The sequence below is a fragment of the Rhodococcus sp. NPDC059179 genome (assembly GCF_042754885.1).
Classification (GTDB): domain Bacteria; phylum Actinomycetota; class Actinomycetes; order Mycobacteriales; family Mycobacteriaceae; genus Rhodococcus_G.
In genome coordinates this window covers 739480-753924 of sequence record NZ_JBHZBV010000001.1, presented here as the reverse complement: position 1 = coordinate 753924, position 14445 = coordinate 739480, and the positions used below count along the sequence as shown (strand labels likewise).

Genomic DNA, 14445 nt, shown 5'->3' with positions numbered 1-14445 from the left:
TTGACACAACGGACTCCTCACTGGGTGCGCGCATCGACGCGGCAACTGATCACACCAAAGTAAAACGAGTTTGATCTTGTAGGAAGTAAAACATGCCAAAGAGTTTGTTGACCGCTCATTCCGCGCCCGCGAGTTCTTCGGGAGTCGCACCGGCACAACAAACAAATCAGCCGGAAACGGCACGCAACGCGGAGGTGTCAATCTCGTCGATGCTCGCGAATCCGGCCAATCCGAGCGTCAAATCGAAATCCGCCAGCAGGATTCGCAGGGCGTGCCGCGCGCCCGCCTTGCCCGCGAGGCCGAGCCCGTACACCCAGGGTCGGCCGTAGAGCACCGCGTCCGCGCCGAGGGCAAGAGCCGTGAGGACATCAGCTCCAGATCGAATTCCGGAGTCCAGCAATATATCCGCGCGATCCCCTACCGCCGCGGCCACCGGCGCGAGGGCGTCGAGCGCGGCAATTGCGCCGTCAACCTGCCTACCGCCGTGGTTGCTCACCACCACGCCCGCCGCGCCTGCGTCGACCACCGCCCTCGCGTCGTCCGGGTGCACGATGCCCTTGACCGCGATCGGCAGGTCCGTCCACTCCCGCAGCCGGGCCACATCGGAGGGCCGCAGGCTGTGATTTCCGAACATCGACACCCAGGTCAGCACCGCCATCTGCATAGCCTCCGCACTCTCCTCCGGCGCCGTCGCGAGCCGGGAACGGAAGACCGGGTCGGTCAGATAGTTCGCGATTCCCTTGCCCTGCAGGAACGGCAGGTGACCCAGCTCGAGATCTCGTGGGCGCCATCCCATTCCCGGCGTATCGGCGGTGACCACGATCGCCTTTGCGCCCGCCGCCTCGGCCCGGCGCACCAGCGACTGCGCCACCTCGTCATCGGCCGGCCAGTACAGCTGGTACCACCAGTTCTCACCGGAGACCGCCCCTACCTCCTCGATCGGGGTGGACGACGCCGTGGACAACACCGAACCGATCCCGAGTTCGTCGGCGGCCTCGCCGATCGCGAGCTCCGCGTTCGGGTGCACCAGTTCGAGAACACCGACGGGCGCGGTCAGCACCGGCGCGGCCAGCCTGGTGCCGAGCACCTCGACGCTCAGGTCCCGCGCGTCCGGCGCCGCCGTCCCGCGCAGCATCCGGGGCACGATCGCGTGCCGCTCGAACGCGGCCAGGTTCGCGGCGGCGGTCCGCTCGGTCGACGCGCTACCCGCGATGTAGGCGAAGGCCTCCGGCGACAGGGTGGCCGCGGCCAGTTCCTCCAGCCCGGCAGCGGTCATCGGCAGCTCAGGCCGGGCGCCGCCGATCCCGGACAGGTAGATCTCGTTCTGCATGTTGCCGTAGTAGGTCACCCGCGTGACGCTAGCGGGTCCGGACCCCCAACGGGTGGGAGCAACGCAGCGGTTCGGCCGCTCCCGCGACAGCCGGGCTCGGCGGGGCTAGCGTCGACTCATGCGCGCCATCACCGTGACCGGCCCCGGCGGACCCGAGGTGCTCAAGTGGACGGAAGTCCCCGACCCGCGACCCGGCCACGGCCAGGTCCTCGTCGACGTCGCGGCCACCGCGGTGAACCGTGCTGACCTGCTGCAGCGGCAGGGCCTGTATCCGCCTCCGCCCGGTGCGAGCGAGATCCTCGGGCTCGAATGTTCGGGCACCATCGCCGAACTCGGCGACGGCGTGCGCGGGTGGGCCGTCGGCGACCAGGTGTGCGCGCTGCTCGCGGGCGGCGGCTACGCGCAGCGGGTGGCGGTCCCCGCGACCCAGCTCCTGCCGATTCCCGCGGGTCTGGACCTGGTCGCGGCGGCCGCATTGCCCGAGGTGGCCTGCACCGTGTGGTCGAACCTGGTGATGATCGCGGGCCTGCAGGCGGGACAGGTGGTGCTGATCCACGGCGGCGGCGGGGGCATCGGCACCCACGCCATCCAGGTGGCCGCAGCCCTCGGTGCCACCGTAGCCGCGACGGCGGGCTCGGAGGAGAAGCTGGCCGTGTGCCGCCGGCTCGGCGCGTCGATCGCCGTCAACTATCGCGAGGACGACTTCGTGGCCGCGCTGTCCGGCACCCCGCACGGCGGGGCCGACCTGATCCTCGACAACATGGGCGGCGCCTACCTCGGCCGCAACATCGACGCCCTCGCCAAGGACGGTCAGCTCTGCGTCATCGGCATGCAGGGCGGCCGGGTCGGCGAGCTGGACCTCGGCAAGCTGCTCGCCAAGCGCGGCCGGGTGTTCGCGACGGGTCTGCGTGGCAGGCCCGAGACCGGGCGCTCGAGCAAGGCGGCCATCGTCGCGGCCGTCACCGAACGCCTGTGGCCGTTGGTCGCGGACGCCGTCGTGCGGCCGGTCGTGCACGCCGAGCTACCGATCACCGAGGCCGCGGCCGCGCATGCGCTGCTCGACGCCCCCGAGACGGTCGGCAAGGTCGTGCTCACCGTCGGGTGACCACCGGGTCGGCGGTCAGCCGAGGGCGGCGACGGCGCGGACGAGCTGATCGATCTCGTGCCGGGTGGTGTACGGCGCCAGGCCGATCGTCACGGCGCCGCCCTCGTCGCTGACGCCGAGCGAATCCAGCAGCCTGCTGTCGCCGCGCCCGCCGACGAGGGTGCCGATCCGGCGCTCGGCGAAGTGCTCCGACACCTTCTCCGCTGGCACCCCGGCGACCGTGAAGCTGATGGTCGGCACCCGGCTGTGCGAGGTGCCGATCAGCATCACCTGGGGCAGTCGGCGCAGCGCCCGCAGCAGGTGGTCGAAGAGCTGGTCGTGGTAGTCCTGCAGCGAGCTGATCGAGGTCTCCAGGCGCTCCCTGCGGCTGCCGCGGGCCGTCTCGTCCAGCCCGGCCAGGTAGTCGATCGAGGCGGTCAGGCCGGCCAGCAGCGCGTACTGGTGCCCGCCCATCTCCAGCCGCTCCGGCCCGGTGGCGTACGGGTTCAACGAGATTGCGGGGATCTTGTCGAGCAGTTCGGGCTCGCGGAAGATCAGCGCACCGATCTGCGGCCCGCCCCAGCTCGGCGCGTTCACCGCGAGCACGTCGGCGCCGATCTCGTGGATGTCGACGTGCGCGTAGGGCGCGGCCGCGATGGCGTCGGCGACCAGCAGGCCACCGACCTCGTGGATCCGGTCCGCGGCCACCCGGACGTCCGGCGCCGACCCGACGATCGGCGAGGCCGCCGTCAACGCGACCAGGCGGGTGGTTGGTCCGATCAGCTCGGCGAACTGCCAGCTGGGCAGGTCACAGGTGTCGATCTCGACCTCGGCCCAACGCACCTGCGCGCCATAACGATTCGCGACCCGCAACCAGGGCGCGACGTTGGCCTCCTCGTCGAGCCGGGAGAGCACCACGCCGGTACCGAGGCCGAGCCTCGAGCTGAGCGCCTCCGCCAGCCACGCCAGCAGCACCGCCCGGTCCTGCCCGAGCACCACGCCCGCCGGGTCGCCGCCCACGAGATCGGCGACGGCCTCGCGGGCCGCGTCCAGGGTCGCGGCGCTGCGCCGCGCGGAGACGTGCCGACCGGTGTGCGAGGCCGCGGAGCCACGAAAGGCGGTCGACACGGCCGTGGACACCGAGTCCGCGTGCTGCATGCCGGACTGCGGATCGAGATGGATCCATCCGTCGCCGAGCGAAGGGATAAGTCCCCGCACCCGGGCGACGTCGTATGCCATGCCGACAGCCTAGGACCTAATTTCCGAACGGTGCGATGCGGAGGGTCGGATTGTGAGGCATCACAGTATGTGTAACCGTGCAGAACACAAACTTTCGCGTGTTTGCCGTCGGCCGATGCGCGGGCTCCGCTCCTGATACAAGATGGAGCCATGACGCAACCGGACAATCAGCAGGTGGTCGTGATCGGACCCGACGGGCAACCCATGACGGTGGCCGCCGCAGGCCTCCCCGGCGTCGGAGCGGGACCGGGCGACGGCGGATTCGCGGGCGCTGGCGCAGCCAACGGGGAGAACGGCGAGTCACTCGCGGACATGGTGGAACAGCCCGCCAAGGTGATGCGGATCGGCACCATGATCAAGCAACTCCTCGAGGAGGTCCGCGCGGCACCGCTCGACGACGCCAGCCGGAACCGGCTCAAGGAGATCCACCGGTCCTCGATCCGGGAGCTCGAGCAGGGCCTTGCCCCCGAGCTCCGCGAGGAGCTCGAACGACTGACGCTGCCGTTCACCGACGACACGGTGCCGACCGATGCGGAGCTGCGGATCGCGCAGGCGCAGCTCGTCGGCTGGCTCGAGGGCCTGTTCCACGGCATCCAGACCGCGCTGTTCGCCCAGCAGATGGCGGCCCGGTCCCAGCTCGAGCAGATGCGCCAGGGTGCGCTGCCGCCCGGCATGGGCGCCGGCCACGGGCACCAGAATCCGCAGCAGGGCCCGGGTACCGGCCAGTACCTGTAGCTGTGCGCGTGGTCGGGCCCGCGGAGCGGACCAGTAGGCTCGACCCTCGTGTCAGCATCCGCCGCAGAATCCGAGGCATTGGCCACCAATGTCCCCCCGGTCTCCGACTCGCAGACCTTCCGTCGCGCGTTCAAGGACCTGCGGGACGGATTCGCCCAGCGCGAGCTGTGGCTGAGTCTCGGCTGGCAGGACATCAAGCAGCGCTACCGCCGCTCGGTGATCGGCCCGTTCTGGATCACCATCGCCACCGGCGTGCAGGCGGCGGCGATGGGCATCCTCTACTCGGCGTTGCTGGACATCCCGCTCGACGAGTTCCTGCCGTACGTGACCGTCGGGCTGATCGTGTGGAACCTGATCAGCGCCTCGATCCTGGAGGGCTCCGAGGTCTTCGTCGCGAACGAGGGGCTGATCAAGCAGCTGCCGTCGGCGCTGAGCGTGCACGTCTACCGCCTGGTGTGGCGTCAGCTGCTGCTGTTCGCCCACAACCTGCTGATCTATGTGGTGATGCTCGTCGCGTTCGGGGTGTGGCGCGAGCTGACGTGGGCCTCGCTCGCCGCGATCCCCGCACTCGCGCTGATCATCGTCAATGCGCTGTGGGTGTCGATCGTGTTCGGCATCTTCTCCACCCGGTACCGGGACATCGCGCCGATCCTCGGCAGCCTGACGCTATTGCTGTTCGTGTTGACCCCGATCATGTGGACGACGCAGAGCCTCGAGGACCAGGGCGGCACCGCGGCGGACCGGGTCAAGCTCGCCGAGCTGAATCCGCTGTTCCACTACCTCGACATCATCCGCGCGCCCATGATCGGACAGCCGCAGGACGCCTACCACTGGTACATCGTGCTCGCCATCACCGTCGTGGGCTGGGCCGTCGCGCTGCTGGCGCTGCGCAAGTACCGGGCGCGCGTGCCCTACTGGGTGTAAGGACCGCAAACAATGACACAACACGTGAGCATCGAGACGCACAACGCGTGCGTCGACTTCCCAATCTTCGACGCCAAGTCGCGGTCCCTCAAGAAGGCATTCCTCGGCAAGGCGGGCGGGGCGATCGGCCGCAACGACTCCGATGTCGTGGTGGTCGAGGCCCTGCGCGACATCACCCTCTCCCTCAAGGAGGGCGACCGGATCGGGCTGGTCGGCCACAACGGCGCAGGCAAGTCCACGCTGCTGCGGCTGCTGTCCGGCATCTACGAGCCGTCCCGCGGCAGCGCCCGGATCCGCGGCCGGGTGGCACCGGTGTTCGACCTCGGCGTCGGCATGGACCCCGAGATCTCCGGGTACGAGAACATCATCATCCGCGGCCTGTTCCTCGGCCAGACCCGCAAGCAGATGCTCTCGAAGATGGACGAAATCGCCGAGTTCACCGAGCTGGGCGAGTACCTGTCGATGCCGCTGCGCACCTACTCGACCGGCATGCGGGTGCGGGTGGCGATGGGCGTGGTCACCAGCATCGATCCGGAGATCCTGCTGCTCGACGAGGGCATCGGCGCGGTCGACGCCGAGTTCATGAAAAAGGCCCGGGTGCGGCTGCAGGCACTGGTCGAGCGCTCCGGCATCCTGGTCTTCGCCAGCCACTCCAACGAGTTCCTCGCCCAGCTGTGCGACACGGCGATGTGGATCGATCACGGCCAGGTGCGAATGCACGGTGAGATCGAGGACGTGGTGCGCGCCTACGAGGGCCCGGAGGCGGCCGCACACGTCGCAACCACCATCGCTGAGATGGCGGCCGAGAAGAGCGCCACGGCGGTGGACGGCGCCGCTCGGCCGGGGAACGGTGGCGCGTGAGCGAGCCGATGATCGTCGGGGTCGTCGTCACCCACAGGCGCCGGGAACTGCTCGCCGAGTCGCTGAAGGTCCTCGCCGCGCAGACCCGCCCCCTCGACCACCTCATCGTGGTGGACAACGCGAACGAGGACGCCGTGCGCGAGCTGGTGGGGGCCGCGGACGTGCCCACCACCTACCTGGGCTCGCGCCACAACCTGGGCGGGGCAGGCGGCTTCGCCCTCGGCATGCTGCACGCGCTCTCCCTCGGCGCCGACTGGGTCTGGCTCGCCGATGACGACGGCCGCCCGGAGGGCCCGGAGGTGCTGGCCACCCTGCTCGACTGCGCCACCCGGCACGGACTGGCCGAGGTGTCGCCGGTGGTCTGCAACATCGACGAGCCGGCCCGGCTGGCCTTCCCGCTGCGCCGCGGGCTCGAGTGGCGGCGGCTGCGTTCCGAGCTCGGCGACGACGGCGACCTGCTGCCCGGGATCGCGTCGCTGTTCAACGGCGCGCTGTTCTCCGCTGACGCGATCGACGCCGTCGGCGTCCCTGACCTGCGGCTGTTCGTCCGCGGCGACGAGGTCGAGGTGCACCGCCGGCTCGTGCGCTCCGGACTGGCGTTCGGCACCTGTCTGCGGACGGCATACCTGCATCCGTGCGGCACCGAGGAGTTCAAGCCGATCCTCGGCGGCCGGATGCACACCCAGTACCCGGACAACGAGACGAAGCGGTTTTATACCTACCGCAACCGCGGCTACCTGCTCTCGCAGCCCGGCATGCGCCGGCTGCTCCCGCAGGAGTGGCTGCGCTTCGGCTGGTACTTCCTGATCACCGAACGCGACCCGGCGGGCCTGCGCGAGTGGGTGCGGCTGCGTAAGCTGGGCCGTCAGGAGCGGTTCGAGCGGCACTGAGCCGCGAGTTCTCACGGGGTCTGCGAGGTGCCCCCCATGCGGGCCAATCGCACGGGGGCGAATCCGCCCGCGACCCTACTGCTCGTAGAGACGTTCCCAGTTCTCCCGGCTGGTCAGCTGCGGGACCGCGTCGCGGTACTGGCGGGAGACGGCGGCGCCGTCCTCGCGGAGGCGCCGCAGCACCTTGACGGTCCGCCGCAGCAGCGCGACCGCGGTGGCCTTGTCCCGCTGACGGATCCGCACGCCGGACTGCGAGGCGTCGGTGACCACCACGTGATCGAACAGCGAGATGTGCCACCAGTGCGCATCCTCGCGCGGAACGTTGATCAGGCCGTGTTGGGTGCGGCCGAACCACTGGTCGATGGCCCGCTTGATCAGGATCAGCCGCATGTGGCTGGGCTCGCCGCCGGAGCGCCTCGTGGTGAGGTCCGCGGACCGCACCGGGGCGGTGGCCGCGTCGTGCTTGACCGTCTCCGGGTACTTCGCCCGCTCCGCACGGATCGCGGCCATCACTTCGATTCCGCCGTCCTGCAACACCTTCGGCCCCTCGAGGAAGTCCTCGATGCCCCGCAGCGTGGTGGCCGCGAGACCGTACTGCATGCCGACGATGAACTCGCTGATCTGCCGGAAGAACATCCGCCCCAGCGCCTTGGTCTCGAGTTCGCTGTGCAGGGCGCCGACGATCAGGGAGTTACGGGTGCTGAAGTAGCGCGCCCAGTCGTCGAAGTCCTTCCAGTAGAAGTCCGCGTGCCAGACCGCCGCGTTCGGCAGGGTGACCGTGACGAAGCCCGCCTCGCGGGCGCGGACGCCGTACTCCACGTCGTCCCATTGGAAGAAGATCGGGATGGGCAGGCCGATCTTCGCCACGACCTCCGCCGGGATCAGGCAGGTCCACCAGGCGTTGTAGCCGGCGTCGACCCGGCGCTCCTGGTTCTTCTTCAGCATGCTCGTGTTGCGCAGCGCCTTCGGCACCTTCTGCCCGTGCTGGAGGGTGGCCAGGTTGACGCCTTCCGCGCCCACGTTGAGGTAGTCGGGGTTGAGCAGGAACATCATCTGCGCGCCGACCAGGGTCGGCTCGACGGTGACGTTCGCGAAGGCGTTGAGCCGCAGCACCGTCTCCGGCTCGCACAGGATGTCGTCGTCCATCAGGATCACGTCGGCATGCCCATCGGTGACGGAGGCCTCGTAAAGACCGCGGGTGAAGCCACCCGCGCCGCCGAGGTTGGGCTGGCGCAGGTAGTGCAGCTTGTCGCCGAACCTCGGCGCGACCTCGCCGTACAGGTCGCGGTCCCGGACCAGGTCGGTCCCCTGGTCGACCACGTAGACGGCGTCGATGACCTCGAGCACCCGGTCGTCGGACGCCAGCGCCGCGACCGTCTTCGCGCAGTCGTCGGCGCGGTTGAACGTGCAGATCGCGATCGCGACCGGGCGGACGGTCTCGGGGGCGGCCGCAGTCCACTCGAGCCGGTCAACGGTCAGCGGGGCGTCCAGCGCGTCGATCTCCACCCAGAGGGCACCGCCGTCGACGAACTTGTCGAGCGGTGAGGAGAGTTCGACCGCCTGGTCGCCCGATCCGGCGACGGCGCCGACGATCCGGCGGTGCCCCGCGATGTCGGAGGCCACCAGGCGGACCCGGAAACGGCCGGAGCCGGCCGCCCGCAGGCTGACCCGCACCTCGGTCACGGTTGTCCAGCGCTGCCAGTAGCTGGCCGCAAACCGTCCGAAGTAGGTGTTGGTGTGGGCGCGCGCACCCTCGTCCAGGCGCAGCGTGTGGCGTTCCCTATCGCCGGAGCCCTTGCTGAACGCGACATAGAGATCGTCGTTGACGATCGGCGACATGCCGACGAAGACGCCGCGCTGCACGAGCAGCCGTGCCGCGACCTCGGTCGCCGGAGCCCCGGACTCACGGAATTCGGGCTTGTTCATCCAACCGCCAACTCTCGATCGTGTCGCCAATGTCCACCGGCAGGGTATCGCGACGTGCAGTTGACCGACGAAACCACCGAGCTCGACCTCGGTTAATGTCACTGGGCACCCGACCGCTACCTGGAGCTCCTCGTGACACTCGAACCGCCCGCATCCACCCGGCGCACCCGATGGGCATGGGGGGCCGTGGTCGCAGGCGTCATCTGCCTCGGATTCCTCATCGTCCTGCGCGTGGACCCCCGCTACTTCTACGTCGACGACACCGAATCGGGCGCCGTCGGCAACTGGATCCAGCTGGGTCATCTGATGCGGGACGGTCAGTGGTTCCCGACCCTGGTACTCGACCAGTGGATGGCGGGCAACTACCCGGTGGAGGGTCAGGGCGGCCTGTGGAACCCGGTCCAGATGGCGATCAACTATGCGGCCCCGTCGGTGGACGACCTCGCGTTGCTCGCGACGGCGGTCAAGCTCGGGTTCTCGATCGTTCTCGGCTGGGGCGTCTACCGGGTGGCGATGGAATACGGTGCCCGCCCGGCCTGGGCCGCGGTCGCGGGCGCCGCAGTCCCGTTCGGGGGTTTCACCCTCTACTTCGAGGACCCGTCGTGGGTCACTTCGCTGATCGGCATGGCGTGGGTGGTGCAGGCCTGGGCCAGCGGGGTCCGATACGCACGCGGCAGGTCCGGCCCGCTCCCCCTGTTCGCCTTCCTCTATCTCGCGATCAGCGTCGGCTACGCGCATTCCGCGCTGATGGCAGGCGTGCTGATCGGATGCCTGATGATCGGCGAATACCTGTACCAGCGGCGCTGGTGGCCCTCCCTGCTACTCGGAGGGGTCGGCGTCGCCGCGGCGGCCTGCGGGGCCGTCACGTTCCTGCCCGGGATGCTGTCGTCCTCGGTGACCTGGCGCACCGGCGAGGAGGGCGCGCTCAACGACAACTTCCTCACCGCACCCTGGTCGGAGACGTTCACCGCGAGCATCCCGTCGTCGGTGTCGAGCATCGAGTCGTGGACCGGGGAGACAACCACCGCGCCGATCACCTACATCGCCTGGTTCGCGATTCCCGCCCTCGCGTTCATCGCGTGGCGGAAGGCGCAGCCGGCGCTCCGCGAGTTCTCCGCGCCGCTGCTGCTGCTCGGCTTCATCCTGCTGTTCACCGCCGGTCCGAGCGACATCGGGCAGATCCGCTGGCCGGCCCGTCTGCTGCCGTTCGTGGCGGTGATCTCCCTGGTCCTGCTGGCGACGCTGCTCAGCCGGTACGGCACCACGCGACCCGTGCGGCCGCGGTTAGTTGCGGCCGGGCTCCTGATCCTGGTGCTGGTGCTGCGCGCGAGCTCGTCGGGACCCCAATACTTCGGACGCCACGTCATGTGGGGCGCGCTGATCGCCGTTTTCGGTGGCCTAGCCCTGTACCTCGCCCGCCGGTTCGGCGATCGCGGCGTCGCGGCGCTGCTGATCGCCACGATCCTGCCGATCCTGGTGTACCAGGTCTCCAACTATCCGCAGGCGCTGAACAAGTGGTACCTGCCGACGTCGCAGTCCGAGGCTAAGGCCGGGTTCCCTGACTGGGAGGGCACCACCCTGCAGCTCGGCGACCGGAGCCTGATCCGGATCGACGCGGAGACCTCGGAGCTGCCCTGGCAGTCGCAGGTGTACGGCAACTACGCCAAGGACCTGGACCTGACCTACGTCAACGCATACACACCGGTCGGGCACCGCTGGTTCTCCGGCATGCTGTGCATGGGCTTCGACGGCTCGACCTGCCCCGACGCGCTGGAGAACGTGCTCACTGTCGACCCCTACACCGGCCGGACCTTCGCCGACCTGATGCTCATCGACCGGATCGTGCTGCAGGACAAGCAGTATCCGGACGCCGCGGACAACCCGCCCCCGCCCGGCTGGACCTGGGTAAGCGTCCCGGAACCAGCCGCGGGCCAAGTGCACGCCCTCGAGCGGGTCGACGGCCCCGTGTCCGGCCAGGCGGGTCGGGTGAGCGCGGCGGTCGGCACCGAGGTCGTGCCCGAGTCGGCCGCGGTCAACTCGGAGCGGCTCCGGGTCACCGCACCCGACGGCGGCAGCGTGGTCTTCGCCCGGCTGGCCTGGCCGGGATACACGGCCACCCTGGACGGCGCGCCCCTGCAGACGAAGGGTCTCGGCGACATGTTCCTGATGGTCGATCTGCCGCGGGGCACCGACGACGCCGAGCTGGTCGTCACGTTCCGACCGCCTGGGCAGCGGCTCGGCTTCGCTGCGGCGGGGGTCGGCCTGGTGCTGATCGTCGCGCTGACCGGCCTCTACTACCGCGACCGTCGGGCTGCGCGGCGCGGGGTGGGCCGGCCGTACGCGGACGAGGCGGCGACCGCTTCCGGGGACGGCGCCCCCGGGCAGGGTGTATAAACTCCCAGCCTGTGACCTCCGATGACGCCCGACCCACGGCGGCGCCGCACCGTATCTCCGTCGTGGTGCCGGTGTACCAGGGCGCCCAGACGCTGCGCGCCCTGGTCGACGAGATCCTGCCGTGGACGACGACCCGATTCACCCCGGCGGGTAGGCCGATGCTCGTCGAGGAGGTCCTGCTCGTCTTCGATCACGGCCCCGACGCGTCGGCCGAGGTCATCCGCTCCCTCGCTGCCGAACACGACTTCGTCAGGCCGATCTGGCTGAGCCGGAACTTCGGCCAGCACCCCGCGACGCTGGCGGGCATGGCGTCGAGCGGCGGCGAGTGGATCGTCACCATGGACGAGGACGGCCAGCACGACCCGGTCGCGATCGGCGGGATGCTCGACACCGCCCTCGACGAGCAGGCCACCGTCGTCTACGCGAATCCGACCAACCCCGCCCCGCACGGGATGCTGCGCAACGCCGCCTCCCGCGGCTCGAAGTGGCTCATCGCGCACGCCCTCTCCGGCGACAACACCCGCAGCTTCCAGAGCTTCCGCCTGGTGCTCGGCGAGGTCGGCCGGTCGGTGGCCGCCTACGCGGGTTCCGAGGCCTACCTGGACGTCGCGCTCGGCTGGATCGCGGGCGAGGTGACCACCAGCCCGGTGGCGCTGCGCGAGGAACACGGCCGCCGCTCGGGCTACCACCTGCGCAGCCTGCTCTCCCACTTCTGGCGGATGGTGCTCTCCAGCGGCACCAAAGGCCTGCGCATGGTCAGCTTCATCGGGGTGCTCTTCGCCGCACTTGGACTCGCGCTGATGCTGTACGTCCTGGCGTCCTACCTGTTCAGCGATGTCGGCAGCGAGGTCCGCGGCTGGGCCTCGACGATGGTGATCCTGCTATTCGGCATGGGCGCGATCCTGTTCTCGCTCGGGGTGATCGCCGAGTACGTCGGCGTCGCGGTCAAGACCGCGATGGGCAAGCCGCCCTACCTGATCGTCGGGGACCCGGCCGCCGGCCCACTCGGCCGCACCGCGCCTGTCCCGCACGAGTGCCGAGCCGACGCAGCGGGCGACTGACGTGACCACCCCGACCTGGGTCGTGGGCGGCGGCGGGCTGCTCGGCGGCGCCGTCACCCGCGAACTCGGGCGGCGGGGCCTGCGAGTCGAGACGAGCCGCGTCCCGTGGCACGACGGCGACGGCGCGAGGCGGGTGCTGTTCGCGGACGCCCGTCGGGTGATCGACTCGACGAACGGAGGGCCGTGGCGGCTCGTCTGGTGCGCGGGCATCGGCGTGAATGGCACCACCGCCGCCGAGTTCGCGGCGGAGAACGCGGTCGTGTCCGACGTTCTCGACGAGATCGCCGCGATCACGCGCGGCAGCGTGCACCCCGGTGTGATCGTGCACGCCTCGTCGGCAGGCGGCGTGTACGCCGGGTCCACCGGGGCGCCATACACCGAGGACACCGCCCCGGTACCACTCGGCGATTACGGCAGGGCGAAGCTGACGGCCGAGCAGCTGATGCACCGATTCGGCGCCGCCACGGGGGCGTCCGTGGTGGTCGGCCGGTTCGCGAACCTGTACGGACCCGGTCAGAACCTGGCGAAACCCCAGGGATTGATCTCTCACCTGTGCCGCGGCTACCTGATGTCGGCGCCGATCTCGATCTACGTGCCGATGGACACGATGCGCGACTACCTCTACGTGACCGACGCCGCCGCGATGGTCGCCGACGCCCTCGACCTCGCGCAGTCGCGCCCCGGCCGGCAGGTCACCAAGATCTTCGCCTCGGGCCAGAGCACCACCATCGGCGCGCTGCTCGGCGCCTGCCGAACCGTGTTCCGTCGCAAACCGACCGTCGTGCTCGCGGCGTCGCCGCTCGCGAGCGTCCAGTCCGGGGACCTGCGATTGCGCTCGACCGTCTGGCCGGAACTCGATCATCGGTCGTACCGGACGCTGCCCGCCGGGATCGCCGCCACCCTGGAAGCGACCCGGCGCTCCCTCGGCCGGTAGCTACGCGGGTCCCGGGGTTCCCAGCACCGTCTCGCCCGCCGCCGCGTAGGCCTGTTCGGTGGCTCCCTTCTGCGGACGCCACCACTGCTCGTTGTCGCGGTACCAGTCGACGGTCGCGGCCAGGCCGGAGCGGAAGTCCCGGTAACGCGGCTGCCAGCCGAGTTCGGTGCGCAGCCGGGTGGCGTCGATGGCATACCGCATGTCGTGGCCCGGCCGGTCGGTGACCGCGTCGTAGTCGTCCGGATCCTTGCCGAGCAACTCCAGGATGGTCCGCACGACGGTGCGGTTGTCGACCTCGCCGTCGGCGCCGATCAGGTAGGTCTCCCCCGGCGTGCCGCGCTCGATGATCGTCCACACGGCGCGGTTGTGGTCGTCGACGTGAATCCAGTCCCGGACGTTGAGGCCCTGACCGTAGAGCTTCGGCCGGACACCGTCGAGGACGTTGGTGATCTGCCGCGGGATGAACTTCTCCACGTGCTGGTACGGCCCGTAGTTGTTCGAGCAGTTCGAGATGGTCGCGGAGATGCCGAACGAGCGCGCCCAGGCGCGCACCAGCAGGTCGCTCGACGCCTTCGTCGAGGAGTACGGGCTCGACGGGTTGTACGGGGTGGCCTCGGTGAACCGCGCCGGGTCGTCGAGTTCCAGGTCGCCGTACACCTCGTCGGTCGAGATGTGGTGGTAGCGCACGCCGTGCTTGCGAATGGCCTCCAGCAGAGTGAAGGTGCCGATCACGTTGGTCCGCACGAACGGGGACGGATCGTTGAGCGAGTTGTCGTTGTGCGACTCCGCCGCGAAGTGGACGACGAGGTCCGTCCCGGCGATCAGCCGGTCGACCAGGTCGGCGTCGGCAATGTCGCCCTGCACGAACTCGATCCGGTCCCGGACCGGCGCCAGCGATTCGACGTTGCCCGCGTAGGTCAGCGCGTCGAGGACGGTCACCTCCACATCGGGCCGCTCGTCGACGGTCTGCTGGACAAAGTTGGCGCCGATGAATCCAGCACCGCCGGTCACGAGTAGCTTCACGATCCGCACGATACCGGTGGCCGGAGTTTGCCAGGGAACCGAAC

The 14445-nt window shown here is 69.8% G+C and carries 12 protein-coding genes; 8 read left to right on the top strand and 4 right to left on the bottom strand.

The window, feature by feature from the left end; translation table 11 throughout:
• Positions 1-166: 166 nt before the first annotated feature.
• Positions 167-1330 carry an alpha-hydroxy-acid oxidizing protein gene (locus ACFXMV_RS03440; RefSeq protein ID WP_378498685.1) on the bottom strand — a complete coding sequence of 388 codons (1164 nt, stop codon included), beginning with the start codon at positions 1328-1330 and terminating at the stop codon, positions 167-169.
• 118 nt (positions 1331-1448) lie between these two features.
• Between ACFXMV_RS03440 and ACFXMV_RS03435 the strand changes: the two genes are divergently transcribed.
• Positions 1449-2435, top strand: a complete 987-nt coding sequence (locus tag ACFXMV_RS03435; RefSeq protein ID WP_378498679.1) for an NAD(P)H-quinone oxidoreductase — start codon at positions 1449-1451, stop codon at positions 2433-2435.
• 15 nt (positions 2436-2450) lie between these two features.
• On the opposite strand, the gene ACFXMV_RS03430 is transcribed toward ACFXMV_RS03435, so the two are convergent.
• The gene (locus ACFXMV_RS03430; protein WP_378498680.1) at positions 2451-3653 is read right to left on the bottom strand and encodes a cysteine desulfurase-like protein; all 1203 of its coding nucleotides are present in this window, start codon (positions 3651-3653) and stop codon (positions 2451-2453) included.
• Between the two features lie 150 nt (positions 3654-3803).
• Here ACFXMV_RS03430 and ACFXMV_RS03425 point away from each other — a divergent pair, with 150 nt between their 5' ends.
• From ACFXMV_RS03425 to ACFXMV_RS03410, 4 genes are read left to right on the top strand one after another with little or no spacing between them, the layout of a single operon-like run.
• The gene (locus tag ACFXMV_RS03425; protein WP_378498681.1) at positions 3804-4388 is read left to right on the top strand and encodes a bacterial proteasome activator family protein; all 585 of its coding nucleotides are present in this window, start codon (positions 3804-3806) and stop codon (positions 4386-4388) included.
• A 48-nt stretch (positions 4389-4436) separates the two neighbouring features.
• A complete protein-coding gene (locus ACFXMV_RS03420) occupies positions 4437-5312 on the top strand; it encodes an ABC transporter permease (RefSeq protein WP_378498682.1) in 876 nt (291 codons plus the stop codon).
• A 12-nt stretch (positions 5313-5324) separates the two neighbouring features.
• Complete coding sequence (locus tag ACFXMV_RS03415; protein ID WP_378498683.1) at positions 5325-6173, top strand: ABC transporter ATP-binding protein; 849 nt, start codon at positions 5325-5327, stop codon at positions 6171-6173.
• Positions 6174-6181: 8 nt separating this feature from the next.
• The gene (locus ACFXMV_RS03410; protein WP_378498686.1) at positions 6182-7063 is read left to right on the top strand and encodes a glycosyltransferase; all 882 of its coding nucleotides are present in this window, start codon (positions 6182-6184) and stop codon (positions 7061-7063) included.
• 75 nt (positions 7064-7138) lie between these two features.
• Here ACFXMV_RS03410 and ACFXMV_RS03405 read toward each other — a convergent pair whose 3' ends face one another.
• Positions 7139-8989 carry a glycosyltransferase gene (locus tag ACFXMV_RS03405; protein WP_378502574.1) on the bottom strand — a complete coding sequence of 617 codons (1851 nt, stop codon included), beginning with the start codon at positions 8987-8989 and terminating at the stop codon, positions 7139-7141.
• A gap of 132 nt (positions 8990-9121) precedes the next feature.
• Here ACFXMV_RS03405 and ACFXMV_RS03400 point away from each other — a divergent pair, with 132 nt between their 5' ends.
• From ACFXMV_RS03400 to ACFXMV_RS03390, 3 genes are read left to right on the top strand one after another with little or no spacing between them, the layout of a single operon-like run.
• Complete coding sequence (locus ACFXMV_RS03400) at positions 9122-11383, top strand: hypothetical protein (protein WP_378501200.1); 2262 nt, start codon at positions 9122-9124, stop codon at positions 11381-11383.
• Positions 11384-11436: 53 nt separating this feature from the next.
• The gene (locus ACFXMV_RS03395; protein ID WP_378501203.1) at positions 11437-12444 is read left to right on the top strand and encodes a glycosyltransferase; all 1008 of its coding nucleotides are present in this window, start codon (positions 11437-11439) and stop codon (positions 12442-12444) included.
• Between the two features lies 1 nt (position 12445).
• Positions 12446-13378, top strand: a complete 933-nt coding sequence (locus tag ACFXMV_RS03390) for an NAD-dependent epimerase/dehydratase family protein (RefSeq protein ID WP_378501201.1) — start codon at positions 12446-12448, stop codon at positions 13376-13378.
• Here the strand turns inward: ACFXMV_RS03390 and rfbB are convergent, their stop codons facing one another.
• Positions 13379-14401 (bottom strand): dTDP-glucose 4,6-dehydratase, encoded by a 1023-nt coding sequence (gene rfbB, locus ACFXMV_RS03385; RefSeq protein ID WP_378502575.1) that lies wholly within the window; start codon positions 14399-14401, stop codon positions 13379-13381.
• Positions 14402-14445 lie beyond the last annotated feature (44 nt).